This window comes from Psychrobacillus mangrovi, from assembly GCF_037104765.1.
Lineage (GTDB): Bacteria > Bacillota > Bacilli > Bacillales_A > Planococcaceae > Psychrobacillus > Psychrobacillus mangrovi.
In genome coordinates this window covers 143,412-159,238 of record NZ_JBAWSY010000005.1, presented here as the reverse complement: position 1 = coordinate 159,238, position 15,827 = coordinate 143,412, and the positions used below count along the sequence as shown (strand labels likewise).

Genomic DNA, 15,827 nt, shown 5'->3' with positions numbered 1-15,827 from the left:
GATTAAAATTCATCTAAATGGGTATTAGAAGGAGGCAAGAATCGTGCGTCTAATTAAAAAATAGAGAAAAGGGGAAATATTATATGAGAAAAATGTTGGTGTTTATTTCGTTGTGCACAATTTTAATTCTTGGTGCATGTAGTAATGAAGCTAGTAGTGATAGTATTGACGTTATTAAATTTGCAGATGCAGGTTGGGATAGTGTCCGCGTCCACAATAGCATTGCACAGTTAATTATTGAAGAAGGTTACGGCTATAAAACCGAGGTTACAAGTGGTACATCTGCAGCTACTATGCAGGCACTTGAACAAGGTGATATAAATGTCAATATGGAAGTGTGGACGGATAATATTAAAGAAATCTATGATAAAGCAATTGATAGTGGAAAAATAAAAAAAGTAGCAACGAATTTTAATGATAATTCACAAGGATTATATGTTCCAACTTACGTAATTGAAGGAGATGCTGAAAGAGGAATCGAACCAGTGGCTCCGGATTTAAAAACTGTTGAAGACTTAGCGAAGTATCCAGAGCTTTTCCAAGATCCTGAAGATAGTAGCAAAGGCCGTATTGTCGGTGCGCCATCTAGTTGGGTTGTAAGTGAACACTTGGAGACGAAACTTGAAACATATGGACTTGACGAGCAATATAACTATTTGGCACCTGGATCTGACTCAGCGATTGTTGCGAGCTTAGCTGGTGCATACAAAAAAGGCGAGCCTTGGGTAGGTTATTATTGGTCACCAACATGGGTTACAGCAAGTTATGATTTAACACTACTTGAAGATAATGCATACGACCAAGCGCTTTGGGAGGAATCGAAAGCAACTGAATTTCCACCAAATGATGTCGTAATCGCTGTTCATAAAGATTTACCTACACAAGCAAAAGATGTAGTAGATTTCTTAAGCAAATATTCCACAAGTAATGAATTAACAGAAGAAGCATTAAAATATATGAATGAAAATGAGACAGAGCCTGAAGAAGCCGCACATTGGTGGATGAAAGAACATGAAGACGTTTGGACTGCTTGGGTGTCCGCAGAAGTTGCAGAAAAAGTGAAAGCAGCTTTAGCAGAATAATTCATGTTGTAAAAAATCTAACGAGTGAGGTGAAAGAGGCTGTCCAATAATACAGTCTCCATAGTATGACTGAATTTCCCGATATACGTATACCTATAGGCGATGGTGTAGAAAAGTTTATCGACTTTTTAGCCGAAAATTTTGAAGCATTTTTCGACTTTATATTTGTTATTTCTTCGTCTCTTATAAAGGGACTTGAAGGAGGACTTCTTGCAATACCATGGTGGGTATTTATCCTAATCGTTTTCTCTTTAGGTTGGTATTTTACCTCTGTGTACGGCGGAATCCTTTTTTCCATTTTTATTTTTCTAATAGGAACTTTTGATTTATGGCCAGAAACAATGACTACGGTTGCTATTGTGTTAATTTCTGTAATACTCTCCCTAGTCATCGGTATACCACTTGGAATAGGAATGGCATTTAGCAAGACAATGTCAACTGTCATGCGTCCCATATTGGATGCGATGCAAACAATGCCAAGTTTTGTCTATTTAATTCCTGTAATTTTCTTCTTTCCATTAGGAAATGTACCTGCAGTAATTGCAACGATTATCTACGCTTTACCCCCTGTTATTCGTTTAACGGAACTAGGACTCAGAAACGTTGACCAAGAAGTGGTAGAATCCGCTCAATCTTTTGGATCTTCACGAATGCAAATGCTCATGAAGGTAGAATTACCACAGGCATTACCAACAATAATGGCTGGTATTAACCAAACGACAATGATGGCTTTAAGTATGGCAGTTGTTGGTTCGATGGTCGGTGCGCAAGGGCTTGGAGAAAGAGTTCTTTATGCTATCAATCGCATTGATATTTCGCTAGGTTTTGAAGCTGGGATCAGTATTGTTTTCTTAGCTATAATTATTGACCGTGTCACAGGTGGAATTGCTAAGCGCCTTCAGAAACATAGGAGGGATGCAGCATGACAGTAAAATTAAAAATTGAGAACATATCAAAAATCTTCGGACCTAGACCTAAAAAGGCAATTCAAATGGTTCAAAACGGCGTCTCTAAAGAAGAGATACTTGCCAAAACAGGCCATACAGTGGGAGTATACAATGCTTCCATGGAAATTATGGAAGGCGAAACCTTTGTAATTATGGGTCTTTCGGGAAGTGGAAAATCAACTTTAATCCGATGTCTAAATCTCTTGAATCGACCAACATCAGGGGCGATATATGTTGATGGAGAAAATGTTGTGGAATACAACAAGAACCAATTAAAATATTATCGTCAGAAAAAAATTGCGATGGTATTTCAGCATTTTGGCTTGTTTAGTCATCGAACTGTGTTGGAAAATATCGAATATGGTCTTGAAGTAAGAGGGATGTCAAAAGCGGAAAGACTTCAAATTGCTCAAAAACATTTAGAAACGGTTGGACTAAAAGGATATGAGAATAAATATCCAGACGAACTATCTGGAGGTATGAGACAACGGGTAGGTATAGCTCGAGCACTCGCAAACGATCCAGACATTCTGCTAATGGATGAGCCTTTCAGTGCACTTGACCCATTAATTCGACGAGAAATGCAGCTCGAGTTACTAGATATTCAAAATAGACTTCAAAAAACGATCATTTTCATCACGCACGATGTAAACGAAGCATTTAAAATTGGTGATCGTGTTGCAGTAATGAAAGATGGAAAAGTAGAACAAATAGGTACTCCAGAAGAAATATTGGACAAGCCTGCTAGCAGTTATATTTCGGAGTTTATTCGAGACATTGACCGCTCGAAAATATTACAGGCCGAGAATATTATGATGAAACCATTTGGACTAGTGTCACTTAAGGATGGCTTACAAGTGGCGGCGAAAGTTATGAAGGAAAATGGTATATCTAGTGCGTTTGTTGCCGATCGAAAACGTCAATTGCAAGGCATTGTCACAATCGATCAAGCAATTGATGGGATTAAACAGAAGAAGACATTGCTAGAAGTAATGTCTAGTGATGTCAAAACGGTACGGCCAGATGAATATGTACAAGATATTATACCACTAGTACTCGAGTCTAAATATCCGCTTGTAGTGACAGATGAGGATATGACGATTAAAGGAATTATTTTACGAGTACACGTATTAGCAAGCTTAATCAGTGATAATGTAGAAGAAGAGTAGAATATAATAAAGGCACAGGAACAGTTTAGTTTGTTTCTGTGTCTTTTTTTAGTAATTTTGGTTGTTTGCCTTTAAAATAAGATTATCCCATTAGACAGGAGCTTAGATAATCATATGAATAAGCTAGGCATTGAAAAAATGGATTTCAAGTCACTTGTCCCTTTTATTAGTAATGAGTTTAAAAGATATTTCTCTAAAAATATTAAGGCGTTATATCATTACACACATCTTGATGGAGCACTTGGAATTATTAGTAAAAAAACCTTTTGGGCATCTCATATTAAGTTTATGAATGATTCAAAAGAATATAGTCATGGATTAGAGGTCTGCGAAAATATTGTAAAAAAACTTATCAATGAACTCCCTATGGACAATCCGAGAAGAAGTTATTTAGAAGAAGTTTTCACCATTTTAGAGGAACAGGATACAGATATTTTCGTCGTTTCTTTTTGTGAGAGTGGGGACTTGCTGAGTCAGTGGAGAGGTTATAGCCGTAGTCAATACGGGATATCTATTGGTTTTGATTACACCTCTTTATTTGATATCTCATTTCAATTAAGTGAACAAAGTTTTTTTCCTCGCAAAGTAATTTACGATCAAAAGGTACAGGAACGCATAATTAGACGTATTATAGATTTAGCTTTAATTAGTGTGGAAATGAGTAGTATGCAACCGGACTATGCACCTAAAGAAGTGGCTCGGACAATTGGTTACTTTTTACCCTTATTTAAGGATTCCACTTTTTCCGAGGAAAAGGAATGGCGTATTATCGTAACTAACTCTAAAAGTATGTCCTATCAGCATCATCTAAACTTCCGTTCGAGAGATAATATTATTTTGCCTTATATAGAAATGAAAATGCACAATAAAGCGAAAGAGAACAATAATAAACTACCTATAAACCAACTAATCATCGGACCATCAGGAACAAATGAATTTACTGCAAGAAGCGTTAAATATTTTTTGAAAAACAGTGGCTATGCTTCCGTTCCAATTAAAGTATCAAAAATTCCATATAGATAACACTTACATTAAAAATGCGATTATAATGATTTAATAAAAAAATATTAATAATATGGTAAAAATAAAGTGCTTTTTTATCAAGGATATTGGAAATTATTTAAGTGGGCTTTCATAAATGATATGAAAGTCCTTTTTATTTTGGATTAATTTACCTTGTTAATATGATATAATTATAGTATATTTCACCTTTAAAGGTAGGGACTAAAGTGCTTTATAATGATAAAATTTCAGATCTATTTTACTTCTATAATCAATATTCAATATTAATTACAATAAATTGGAAAGTGCAAGTTGCAGGTCAAATAATATTAGTGCTCATGGGCTCGATTTTAATATATAGCCTATTAAATATGCGTGTGAAACATCGTGCTAATTATTATGATGCATTAACGAAATTGCCTAATAGACGCTTTTTCGAGAAAAAGATAAAAAAAACAGATGTCCCACAATGTTTAGCTATTTGGCATATGCATAATTTTGAACATGTAAATAGAGAACGGGATTACCAATTTGGTGACAAGGTAATTACCCAATTAACTGCTCTATTAAAGGAATTTGAAACAACTGAGATCAAACTTTATCGACTTGATGGTCATCGCTTTGCATTTCATTCCAATCATTTAGATGGGGTAAACCACTTACATCGAACAATGGAAAAGGTAGCTGAAAATTTACAAAAACCATTTGTAATAGAAGGTTATGAAATGTATCTTCCAGCAGTATGTGCTATTTCTAAAGCATATGACCTTGATGAAACCATTAATATATTTACAAATGCTATTGCTGTCTTAAATTTTCCATCAATTGAGTATAACTATGAAATTATTCATTATGATTCAGCTATACATACCTATGTGTTTGAACTAGAAATTGAGGAAGATGTAATACAGGCGATAAAAAATGAAGAGTTATTTATTGTATACCAGCCAAAGGTTAATGGAATTACCAATGCTGTTGTTGGTGTGGAAACCTTACTTCGTTGGAACCATCCGACACATGGTTTCTTATCTCCAGCGATTTTTATTCCCATTTTAGAAAGAAATAACCGAATTGTTCATGTGACAGATTGGATAATAGAACGAGTTTGTCAGCAAATAGCCGATTGGAAAAGAGATGGAATTACATTTAAGCAAGTAGCAATCAATATTCCTGGGCAATATGTCACTTCCTCACTATTATTGGATGTACTAAAAAGGAATTTACGTAAGTATAAGTTAGAGCCACTTGAACTAGAATTAGAAATCACTGAAACTAGCTTTGTGGAAAATATGGAGAATGCTATAAAAGCAGTAAGCACACTTCGTAAGGAAGGGTTTTCTGTAGCATTAGACGATTTTGGTACCGGTGTATCTTCCTTATCCTATTTAAAAAAAATGCCCATATCCACAATGAAAATTGATAAATCCTTCATAGATGGTATACCAGAATCGAAAAAAGACTCTTCTATAATGAAAGCAATAATCGATTTAGGGCATTCGTTAAATTTAGCGATCGTTTTCGAAGGTGTTGAAACAGAGGAACAAGTAAAATTCTTAACTACTACATGTGAAAAACCGATAATACAAGGCTATTATTTCGCCAGGCCGATGAAAGCGAATGAGCTTGTACAATGGCAAAAAGAATTTTGTTCTTCTTAAAAAAGAGTGTCGGGTTATATCTAATATAGGGTAAATAGTATAATAAAATAAAACCAGACCTTCTATTTAGAGATTTTGAGTTTGATTACGTATAATCAAACTTTATAATCAAACTTTTTATATTTCATTAAGTGTAGCTTTGTAATAAAGATTGATTAAAATCATCTCTCCTCTGTATATTCCTTAGAGGTTAGATGATTTTTTATTGGATATTTATGTTAATGTAATTGTAAGGATTGTGAAGAAATGTACTTAAACTAACGGGGCAGTTTAGTTGAAGAAGTTTGCTAAGATAAAATGGGAAAGTTAAAATGGATAAATGAGGTGATTAAATGAAAGCTATATATCCAGGGAGCTTCGACCCCATTACAAATGGACATATTGATATTATAAAAAGAGCGAGTGATTTTTTTGATGAAATCTTAGTAGCTGTTATGATTAATTCTAAGAAGCAATACTTATTTTCACTTGAAGAACGAAGAAAACTGATTGAAGATTCATTTAAAAACAATAAAAAAGTCAAAATTGATACATTTGAAGGATTACTTGTAGATTATATGAGGGAACACAATTATAGAGCAATTATAAAAGGTTTGAGAACTGTTACTGATTATGGGTATGAAGCCCAGATGGCTTTAATAAATAAAAATCTATATAAAGAGGCTGAAACCTTCTTTATCCATTCGGAAGAAAAATATTCCTTTCTAAGTTCAAGTATAGTAAAGGAAGTCTATCTTAATGGGGGAAAATTATCCAGTTATATTCCTAATCATGTTGAAAACGCACTTTTAGAAAAGATTCAAGTTACGAAAAATAATAGGTAGCGATTTCAATTGGAAGGTCTCTTTTTCTTATTAAAAAATGAGATTGTGAAACATTTCACTTAAACTAACGGGTGCTTTACTTCAATAAGGGGTAAAGCATTTTTCCTAATTGAGCTAACGGGGCAGTTTAGTTGAATAAGAAACAAAGGAATTTCCCCAAATTTATAGAAGTATAGATAAAAAGAAATTGAGTTTTAGGGGGGATTTTATGTGGGAGAAAAAGCTAGTTGATACGGATAGAGGCATATTTGAAATTTTCTCTCAAGGCACAGGTGAACCATTATGTATAACTCATTTATATAGCGAGTTTAACGATTTGGGTTACTACTTTGCAGACACTTTTATAAATCATTTCAAAGTTATATTGATCAATTTAAAAGAGGCAGGAAACTCTTGTAAAGCTGTAACTGAAGAAGAACTAAGTATGAAAGAATCTACAAAAGATTTAGAGGCTATTAGAGAAGCTCTAAATTATGATAAATGGAGTTTTGCGGGTCATTCTACAGGAGGGATGCTGGGTTTAGTTTATGCAACTATGTTTCCCGATTCACTGACAAAATTATTGGTCGGTGGAGCAACTGCAAATAGCAAATATATGGAGCATGAGGGTAGTATGTATAGTCATAAAAGTCCTCTAAACAAAAGGTTATTAGAAATTTTCTCCATACTGAAATCTGCTAATTCTACTTTAGAAGATAGACGGAAAGCTAACAAGGAATGGTCTGATATGTCTTTGCACAATCCTGGAAAACGAGACGAATACTTTAAAAAACCGAGTAGTGGAAAAGTTGTACAAAGAAGATTAGATTATTATTCTTATATGGATTTACCCCACTATGATATTCAACGTGAACTCAAACAAATAACTATCCCTACTTTCGTATACTGTGGAAGATATGATGCCCAGTGTCCTTTGGTTTTTTCTGAAGAAATAAGTAGAGATTTAATAAACTCAAAACTATATGTATTTGAAAAGAGTAATCACATTCCATATTTAGAAGAAAAAGAAGTATTCTCAAATATGGTTTATGATTTTAAAGAACTTACAGATAAAACATTCTCTTATTGAATACGGGTGCTTTAGTAAAAGTAGGGGGTTGTTTCGGCAACTCTTTTTTCTTATTGAATTAAAGCGACAGTTTTGTTTAACAAAGAATTCTATGAGAGGGATAGAAGAATGAATGCTAAAAACAACAACATACACTCCTTAACAATTAGAAGTTTAAGCATTAATGACTATGAAATTGTTTTAAATTGGAGTAAGGACGACATTTTTTGTTCCGCGAATGGATGGGAGAAAAATAGAAGTGAAGAGGAATTATACAGATGGTGGCTAAATTGTATAGATAACAAATCGGAAGATTTTGTTCGAATGGGAATAGAATTAGAAGAAAGGTTAGTTGGGTATGCAGATCTAGCCTGTATTAAAGATAATACAGCTGAATTAGGTATTGCAATTGGCGAAAGTGCATTATGGGGGAAAGGAATTGGTTCAAATTCTATTCTATCTGTGATGGATTACGCGACTAAGAATTTAGGTATAAGAATTTTTAATGCAGAAACACACGAAGAAAATATTCGTTCCCGAAAAATGCTTGAGAAAATAGGATTCATAGAGATAAGTAGGATTGGATATGAAGAATACTTGGGGACTGAAAACCAACTAATACAATATAGGTTTCAGTAGATATATCTTCATTTCTTCTTGAACTAACGGGTGCTTTAGTTAAATATTCGCTTTCCGAAATAATCAATCTTTGTTCAAAATAGGGGTTATGATTTTCTATTAGAATCAGCATTTGTAGCTGTGTTTTAATCAATCTTTATTCCAAACCAACACTTAGTATCCTATTGTCATTAGTTTTACTTTGAATATATTAAAAGGTGGGGAAATAATTGACTATGTATCACTCTTTAAAATATTACTTAAGGATAGGATACCTACCTATTCTCGATAGATATCGATTAAAGGATATTAATTCTGAATATGGTTGTTTTATAGGTTTAGATGTCTGTCTTCCACTTTATCAAGTATTAGAGATGGATGCTCAAAGTTTAGAAGCTACATGGAATGAAGTAAATGATTATGTTGCTAGTGCCTTCCGAATTATTACTAATGAGTATCGTGAAGACCTAGGGATTAATAAAGATGAAAAATTAAGGGATGTTGATAAGGAAATTATTCATGATATTGAATATCAACTAAAAACACCTCCTGCTGCTTGCTATCCTATTTACTTCATTTCAGTTGGTGATGGTAAAGATGAAAAACTTGTGTATGTTGGAAAAACTTCCTCAAGAACACACCGCTTCTCGGGTGGTCATAGTGCAGCACTGAAACTTCATGCACCTGAATACGAGGGGCTATCCAAACATATATATTTTGGAACGGTTGTCTTCTTAGACCACGAAAAAAACTATATGCCTTTAGAATTTATACAACCATTTGAAGATGCTAATAGTCTTTTAAATACATTAGAAGCTGGTCTAATTTATAATTTAAAGCCTGAATTAAATACAACCTATTTAAATACAAATTATGCTCGCTTTGATATGTTTGTAAATATTGAAAACCACTCAAGTAGACCAAGTCTACTAAGGGATAAACAAGTCTCTATTCAAATCTAATTGACTATTTTACTGGTGTTTCGGGTAGAAATAAGATTTTTTTATAAATTAATGACATTTTAAAAAAGGACCGCTAATGTAGAGGTCCTTTTCGTTCCTCATACACCTATTAATTATATTATTTGCTTTTATAGACAGGTATAATACCACAAATTATAATAACGACTTTAAAATCTAGTTTGATTAACTGTAATAATATAATTTTCATCGGGTTCTGGAGTCCATTCTTCTTTAGCCTCATTTAATACATCCCAATTATAATAACCAAGGAGAACTTCATTATCATGGTTAAGTTCATTTTCCAATGGAATATTATACGCAAACCTTACTATATCTAATAATCTAATAGGTAAACTTTTTATATCTATTCCCAGTAAATACTCATATGCAGCAAAAGACTTTGAGCTTCCTTTCTCATAATCCTCTGGCATTTCAGCTTCAAAAGTATATTGAAAAACAGCTTTTTTATTATGCCGATGTTTACATAATCTTTCTATTTTATGATTTAAAGTTAAAACACTTTTTAGAGAAGTTACAGTTCTTTTTTCATTTTTTTTGTTAAGCTCTGTAAGATCATAATCGTGAATACAGGTGTACTTAACGCCAAAGTTATTAAGAACATTTAATACAACATACATTGTACCTTTTCCTGCACAATTTACTACGGATGTTCTTTGATAAATATCACTTTCTAATTCTTCATTTTCAATTAGTTTTTCCCCAATTAATTTTAATGCTATTACTTCTGTATCTCCTTCAACTAGTATCACATTTTCTGCAAAAAATATCTCATTAACATATGGATTAAATTTTAGTAATGCTTGAAATTTATCTTTTTCTTGTTTTGGTAATCCAAAAATATCTGAATCAACTTGATGTGCGATGACATTTTTCTCAGCATCTAATGAGAACTTAGCCAAGGTTCTATTTGAACGAGACAAATCGATAAAATTAGGCGAATGGGAAGTGCCTAATACCTGAAAAAATCCTTCATCAGCCAAACTATAAAGTGTATCCTTAAAAACCCTTGCTAGATGAGGGTGTAAGTAAAGTTCCGGTTCTTCTATAGCTATTATTAAAGGTCTTCCCACTCCTTTTTCTTCCGTTTGATATTTTTTGTTGTACATTTTAAACCCTTTGAGTATAGATAGAATGAAAGTACGTTGTACTCCATTCCCTTGATGATCTAGCAATGTTTCCAATCCATTAAAATCAAAATTTGGCTTTAAAGAAGTACCAACAATTTCATCTAATGGATTTATATCGACATTAAATCTTATTTTAGTTTCTGTTACCTCTTTTAAGAATCCCTGAACTTCATTTTCGAAATACTTAATTTGTTCATTATCGTGTGCATTGATTTTTTCTTGTAAGAGTAATGTTTTGGCCTGAGCTTCCTTATATTCATCTAAATTTTTTATAACATCCTTATAAAGGGTAGATAAAGTTTTCATATATTGTGATGAATCCTTTATATCGTCACTTGCATTTTTCACAGCAGGAATATAAATAATCTCGGGAAACACATTGATAAAATGCGAATTATTTTTCCCTCCTCCCATTTTCCCTTCCCAATTAGTACCTTCCATATCATGCTCTTCATCACCACTAGTTTTTGATACTCTCTCAACATCACTATCGTATTTGTAAACAGATCTTACAATAAATTTACCAGAGGGTTCATGTATAGATTTTTTAAGTCCATGCATTTCTATTTCCTCCTGTGTTAAATTATCAAATGTAGCGTGGAAACTAATCGGTTCAGCTGTATTATGTCTGTGAAAAAGATCTTTTTTGAGTTTTTTGTCGCTTGAAGAGAATTGAACCAACGCTTGAAGAACAGTGCTTTTGCTACAGTTATTTGGACCGATTATTAATGAGATATTTTCAATGTTTAAACTTAGTTCCTTAATACCTTTATAATTCCTTATGGTAAACTTTGTTAATTTCAATTGTTATTCCCCCTAATTTTTGTTTAGTATAATTAGCAGTATCTATTAATATTTCAAAATTTTAATGTGCTACTTGAACAAGATTCGACATGGTTTGATTTTTACCTTTATTTATAGTTAATTTTACAAATAAGAAAGATTGCTAAAATGAAAAGATACACAAAAAAAGATACCTAACAAAAATAGGTATCTTTCAATATATATCATTATGTATAAATTTAGTTTCACAATTCATGTATTCTATACCACATCAATGTTTAGTACTAAATGTATCGAAGATTTCTTTCGCTAAATTATAGATTAATTTAGTTTCTTTTAAATCTTTGTCAGCCAATAAATTGCTTATTAAATCAAGGATTTCTTTTTTCTCGAAATATTCATCGGGAGAAATCTCATTAAAACTAAATATCGTTTTTACATCCACTTCTAGACCACTTATTATCTTATCTAAGGTTTCTAATGTTATATTTCTTTCCCCTCTTTCAACCCCTGCTAAAAATGAAGTTTGAAGGCCTGATTTCTCAGATAATTCCTCTTGTGTCAACTTCTTCTTTTTTCTAATTTCGCGAATATTCATGCCCACTAATTTTACCATGTTCCCCATATTCCTCACCTCTTTTTAAGATTAGGTGAGCCAATAAGCACTAAACAGATACACATGATATAATTTCCATTGTTTTTTGCACTTATAAGTACTATTATTTAAAAATGTTAATTGATATCATGAGGAGTGAAACAACATGAGTAACCATTTATCATCAAAAATAGTAATAGAAAATGTTATACAATTTAAAATGAGAGGAAGAGTAGCTTATCAGGGGTTTGTTTCCTCACAAGTTGCTATCAATTTCTCTTTCTCAAAACCATACAATGATCCATCAGGCAAGGGATATCAAAGACCTATAAACAAACGGCGTAGTATAGATTTTGCAAAATATTTATCGCAGGGTGAAGATGCGTTATATACACCAATCTTGTTAAATGCAACTGGAAACTGGGTTTTTCATGCGTATAGTAAAGAACGTCCTTTATTTGGGAGATTAATTGCTAGTAGTAAAGCCTCTTTGATGGATGGCCAACATCGATTATCAGGAATTAAGGAGTATGTGAAAACTACAGATGCAACATTAAACGTTCCTTTTCTAGCATTTCATTATTTGGAAGAGGATGAAGAAATTAAACTTTTTAATGTAATAAATACAAAAGCTAAGGGCATTGGAACATCCTTAAGTAAATACTTAAATCGAGATAATGATGATATCAGTTGGGTAGCTACAAACTTAATACTTCGTCCAGAGAGTCCTTTTTTTAGTAAGGGGACACTTATTGGTAAAAGAACAAAGGACAAACATATTACTCTGCAAAATCTTTATAATTTAGTAACCCTACTAATTAAAAAGTCAAAACTTGAAAATTTAACTAAAGATAAAATTTTGAGTATTACCTTGTTTTATTTTAATAAAATTAAGGAACTATTTCCTGAACAATGGGAGGATTTCAAGACATATAGATTGACACATATCGTGTCGTTAAATGCCTTAGCTATTGCAGGAAATGAAATTTTAAATAGAAACTTTTTGAGTAAAAGTCAACAAATAAACTCAACTAGGATATTACCCTTACTAGAGAATTTGAGACAAATTGATTGGTCGACTAACGGGGACTTAAAATACTTGAAAGGAGTAAGTGGTTCAAAACTTCTAGCGCAGGATATATTAAATTGTTTAAATTAAGTACTATCGAACGAATTTTTTAAATGAAAATACTGACAAAGTTTTGCCTTTTAATTAAGATTGATAATCTATAACAAAGTTCGATAAAATTTAAACAATTGTTGATTAAAATCATCTCCCGACTAGAGATTTCTTAGTTGAGAGATGATTTTTTATTGGCTACTTATGATAATATTGCTTTAAAGATTGTGAAGAAATGTACTTAAACTAACGGGGCAGGTTAGTTGAACAAGGGATTATTAATTTTCTTTGTAAAAGGAGAAAAAAATCTTAATATTGAACTTAAATTATACAAGACTAAAAAATAGGAGAGATATTGTGAATTTAAAGTTTTTAGCGTCAAGTATTTCTAAAGTTTATATCCAGAATCCAAAGGTTGATGCGGTGTTACTTGGAGGTTCTGTTTCTCGTAACTGGAATGACGAGTATTCTGATATAGAATTATTTGTATTTTGGAAAGAAGGTCCAACGGAAGAGGATAGGAAAGCCTCCATTAACTCAGTTAATGGAAGGATTATTGATTTTCATCCTTATGAGGAAGAGGAATGGTCAGAAACATATGTGACTAACGGTGTTAAATTAGAAATTAGCAACTTTTTGAATTCAACGATTCAAAAAATAATTAATGATGTAATTGTAGAGTTTGATACAGATTTAGATAAACAATGCCTTGTAGCAACAGTTTATGATGGTATTCCACTTTACGGAGAAGAAATATTAAGTAAACTTAAGAAAAAAGTTGAGGTTTATCCAAAAGAACTAAGTGTAGGAATGATAAGGGATAACATCTATCTTGGTAACCGATGGAATAACAGAGAGGCTTTACTTAAACGTGAAGATTGGTTGATGCTTTATAAGGTAATGGTATCTGTACAAACAAATCTGATGGGAATACTCTTTGGATTAAATCGATTATATGTACATCATCCAGCTTTTAAATGGCAAAAACATTCTTTAGAAACAATGAATATTGTACCAAGAAACACATTTAATCGCTTCACCTCTATTTTGTTAAACCATCCCAAAGAAAGTGTAAGAGAATTAGAGGAAATTATACAAGAGGTTTTTGAACTAATAAGAACAGAGTACCCATCAATAGATTTGTCTGAGGTTATTGATAAATCACTTTTTTTAAGACCAAAAAATAACTGAATTTAATCGAAATGATTATGTTCAACAAACGAGTACTTTATTTAGATAAGACTATCATTTAGATGGTCTTTTTTTTAACCAAAACATAAAGTAGAACGTAGAATTCCATTGTGAAATGTTACACTTAAACTAACGCGGCAGGTTAGTTGAATAAGAAAAAGTATATTTACAAAGAAAATTTTAGAAATAATAATTGGGGTGACATTTATTGGATAAAGTTGAATTGCTTAACCTAGTACCGAAATTCTTAGCTTTTTACCAAATGGCTAACAAGCCAGATATAGATAAAGAAAAAAGATGGACACTATGGGAAAAACATTATAACTTCGCTGCAATTCCTCCGGGTGAAGAAGGGAAGACAATGGCGAGAAATTTGTTAGACGGAGCATGGAACACTTACAGTGAACATTTAATTATGTTGGAAAATTGGGAACCAAACCTGGAAAAAGTTAAAGATTACTTAACAAAAGTAAAAAAACTGCTAGGATATGACAAACCAATAAATTTAGTAGTTGTTTATTTCGTTGGTGGATTTGAAAATAACCCTTTTGTTGCTCCTTATGACGAAAATCGTTTAGCACTATGTCTTCCTATTGAAAATGGATATTCTGATATATTACTATCACATGAATTGACACATATTGTACATTCACATACCGCTAACTTAACTGCTGATTGGGAAAGAACAATTGGCTCAACTATACTACAAGAGGGGTTAGCGACACAGGTAAGTAAATTTTTAGTGCCAGGGGAACCAACTGAGCTTTATATCGAGCATACAAAGGGATGGCTTGAATCATGCTATGAAAATAAAGCAGATATCATTACGGGGATACTTCCATACCTAGAAGATTCTTCTTCTGAAGTAGTAACAATGTTTACGTTTGGGAACGGAACGACAAATAGGGAAAGAGAGGCTTACTATGTAGGCTGGGAAATCGTGCAATACCTCTTAGGAGAGGGAGTAACATTTAAGGAAATGGCAAGTATACAAGAAAAAGATATACCCAATTATTTACGTGAAGTCTATTATTATTAAGCTAACGAGTGCTTTACTTCCAGAAGGAGTAAAGCCTTTTTTCTTATTGAACTAACGCCGCAGGTTAGTTGAAGAAGAAAAATGTTAAAATGTAAATTAAAGAGATGTTATAAGGTGGTCTTTATGATTAAAAATATTGGTTTAATTACAGATGAATTGAAGAATTTTTCATTTGCAGATTTAAAGTGTATTTCAAATTTCAATTTGAGCTTTCAAAAGGTATCGAATGTCCATAGTTCTTTACTTGATGTTGATTTTATTATCGAAGGAAATGGTACTGGTTATCTTGTTCAATTTCGCTTCTACAATCCACAGAGTATCAGCTTTGAAAGTGATGGGTTATTTCATGAAATCTCTCTAAATATTAAGGACATTGCAGAAAGAGGTTGGGAGAAAATTAAATATGAAGTGGAAGACTATGAAGAAAATACACTTCACTTTTTTTGTTCCGAAATCGAAATACTTTCTATATCAGAGACTAATTATTTAATTTAGCCATCTTAAACTAACGCCGCAGTTTAGTTTAAGAAGGTGAAGTACACTCTTTTGTTGAATATGAAGAGTATTGATTAAGAAGATTTACCTTTTCAATAGAATAATGGGAACGGAATATGGACGGAGAGTGATTTAAATGGGAATCA

15 protein-coding genes are annotated in these 15,827 nt (G+C 32.5%); 13 read left to right on the top strand and 2 right to left on the bottom strand.

Features of this window, described 5'->3' with window-relative positions:
* The first annotated feature begins 83 nt into the window (after positions 1–83).
* From WAX74_RS09580 to WAX74_RS09540, 9 genes are all read left to right on the top strand, one after another.
* The gene (locus WAX74_RS09580; protein WP_336497434.1) at positions 84–1,082 is read left to right on the top strand and encodes an ABC transporter substrate-binding protein; all 999 of its coding nucleotides are present in this window, start codon (positions 84–86) and stop codon (positions 1,080–1,082) included.
* A 65-nt stretch (positions 1,083–1,147) separates the two neighbouring features.
* Entirely contained in the window at positions 1,148–2,008 is an 861-nt protein-coding gene (locus tag WAX74_RS09575) for an ABC transporter permease (RefSeq protein ID WP_336497433.1), read from the top strand.
* Positions 2,005–3,198 carry a quaternary amine ABC transporter ATP-binding protein gene (locus WAX74_RS09570; protein WP_336497432.1) on the top strand — a complete coding sequence of 398 codons (1,194 nt, stop codon included), beginning with the start codon at positions 2,005–2,007 and terminating at the stop codon, positions 3,196–3,198. Before WAX74_RS09575 ends, WAX74_RS09570 begins: the two co-directional genes overlap by 4 nt.
* A 114-nt stretch (positions 3,199–3,312) precedes the next feature.
* Positions 3,313–4,221, top strand: a complete 909-nt coding sequence (locus WAX74_RS09565; protein ID WP_336497431.1) for a DUF2971 domain-containing protein — start codon at positions 3,313–3,315, stop codon at positions 4,219–4,221.
* Between the two features lie 206 nt (positions 4,222–4,427).
* On the top strand, positions 4,428–5,858 hold the full coding sequence (locus WAX74_RS09560) for a putative bifunctional diguanylate cyclase/phosphodiesterase (protein ID WP_336497430.1): 1,431 nt from the start codon (positions 4,428–4,430) through the stop codon (positions 5,856–5,858).
* A 332-nt stretch (positions 5,859–6,190) separates the two neighbouring features.
* Entirely contained in the window at positions 6,191–6,682 is a 492-nt protein-coding gene (coaD, locus tag WAX74_RS09555; RefSeq protein ID WP_336497429.1) for a pantetheine-phosphate adenylyltransferase, read from the top strand.
* Positions 6,683–6,890: 208 nt separating this feature from the next.
* Entirely contained in the window at positions 6,891–7,751 is an 861-nt protein-coding gene (locus tag WAX74_RS09550; RefSeq protein ID WP_336497428.1) for an alpha/beta fold hydrolase, read from the top strand.
* Positions 7,752–7,859: 108 nt separating this feature from the next.
* Complete coding sequence (locus WAX74_RS09545) at positions 7,860–8,369, top strand: GNAT family N-acetyltransferase (RefSeq protein WP_336497427.1); 510 nt, start codon at positions 7,860–7,862, stop codon at positions 8,367–8,369.
* 209 nt (positions 8,370–8,578) lie between these two features.
* Positions 8,579–9,310 (top strand): hypothetical protein, encoded by a 732-nt coding sequence (locus tag WAX74_RS09540; protein WP_336497426.1) that lies wholly within the window; start codon positions 8,579–8,581, stop codon positions 9,308–9,310.
* 167 nt (positions 9,311–9,477) lie between these two features.
* Here WAX74_RS09540 and WAX74_RS09535 read toward each other — a convergent pair whose 3' ends face one another.
* A complete protein-coding gene (locus tag WAX74_RS09535) occupies positions 9,478–11,262 on the bottom strand; it encodes an ATP-dependent nuclease (protein WP_336497425.1) in 1,785 nt (594 codons plus the stop codon).
* A 250-nt stretch (positions 11,263–11,512) separates the two neighbouring features.
* Positions 11,513–11,866 carry a helix-turn-helix domain-containing protein gene (locus WAX74_RS09530; RefSeq protein ID WP_336497424.1) on the bottom strand — a complete coding sequence of 118 codons (354 nt, stop codon included), beginning with the start codon at positions 11,864–11,866 and terminating at the stop codon, positions 11,513–11,515.
* A gap of 136 nt (positions 11,867–12,002) precedes the next feature.
* Between WAX74_RS09530 and WAX74_RS09525 the strand changes: the two genes are divergently transcribed.
* The 4 genes from WAX74_RS09525 (at position 12,003) to WAX74_RS09510 (ending at position 15,681) form a co-directional block, all read left to right on the top strand.
* Positions 12,003–12,995, top strand: a complete 993-nt coding sequence (locus WAX74_RS09525) for a DGQHR domain-containing protein (protein ID WP_336497423.1) — start codon at positions 12,003–12,005, stop codon at positions 12,993–12,995.
* Positions 12,996–13,313: 318 nt separating this feature from the next.
* A complete protein-coding gene (locus WAX74_RS09520) occupies positions 13,314–14,147 on the top strand; it encodes a DUF4037 domain-containing protein (protein ID WP_336497422.1) in 834 nt (277 codons plus the stop codon).
* Between the two features lie 208 nt (positions 14,148–14,355).
* Positions 14,356–15,186 carry a DUF2268 domain-containing putative Zn-dependent protease gene (locus tag WAX74_RS09515; protein WP_336497421.1) on the top strand — a complete coding sequence of 277 codons (831 nt, stop codon included), beginning with the start codon at positions 14,356–14,358 and terminating at the stop codon, positions 15,184–15,186.
* 123 nt (positions 15,187–15,309) lie between these two features.
* Positions 15,310–15,681, top strand: a complete 372-nt coding sequence (locus WAX74_RS09510) for a hypothetical protein (RefSeq protein ID WP_336497420.1) — start codon at positions 15,310–15,312, stop codon at positions 15,679–15,681.
* Positions 15,682–15,827 lie beyond the last annotated feature (146 nt).

What these genes read in the sequence shown, in the direction of transcription:
- WAX74_RS09580 (WP_336497434.1), top strand. Translation starts at nt 84, where the DNA reads ATGAGAAAAATGTTGGTGTTTATTTCGTTGTGCACAATTTTAATTCTT.
- WAX74_RS09575 (WP_336497433.1), top strand. Translation starts at nt 1,148, where the DNA reads ATGACTGAATTTCCCGATATACGTATACCTATAGGCGATGGTGTAGAA.
- WAX74_RS09570 (WP_336497432.1), top strand. Translation starts at nt 2,005, where the DNA reads ATGACAGTAAAATTAAAAATTGAGAACATATCAAAAATCTTCGGACCT.
- WAX74_RS09565 (WP_336497431.1), top strand. Translation starts at nt 3,313, where the DNA reads ATGAATAAGCTAGGCATTGAAAAAATGGATTTCAAGTCACTTGTCCCT.
- coaD (WP_336497429.1), top strand. Translation starts at nt 6,191, where the DNA reads ATGAAAGCTATATATCCAGGGAGCTTCGACCCCATTACAAATGGACAT.
- WAX74_RS09550 (WP_336497428.1), top strand. Translation starts at nt 6,891, where the DNA reads ATGTGGGAGAAAAAGCTAGTTGATACGGATAGAGGCATATTTGAAATT.
- WAX74_RS09545 (WP_336497427.1), top strand. Translation starts at nt 7,860, where the DNA reads ATGAATGCTAAAAACAACAACATACACTCCTTAACAATTAGAAGTTTA.
- WAX74_RS09530 (WP_336497424.1), bottom strand. Translation starts at nt 11,866, where the DNA reads ATGGGGAACATGGTAAAATTAGTGGGCATGAATATTCGCGAAATTAGA.
- WAX74_RS09525 (WP_336497423.1), top strand. Translation starts at nt 12,003, where the DNA reads ATGAGTAACCATTTATCATCAAAAATAGTAATAGAAAATGTTATACAA.
- WAX74_RS09510 (WP_336497420.1), top strand. Translation starts at nt 15,310, where the DNA reads ATGATTAAAAATATTGGTTTAATTACAGATGAATTGAAGAATTTTTCA.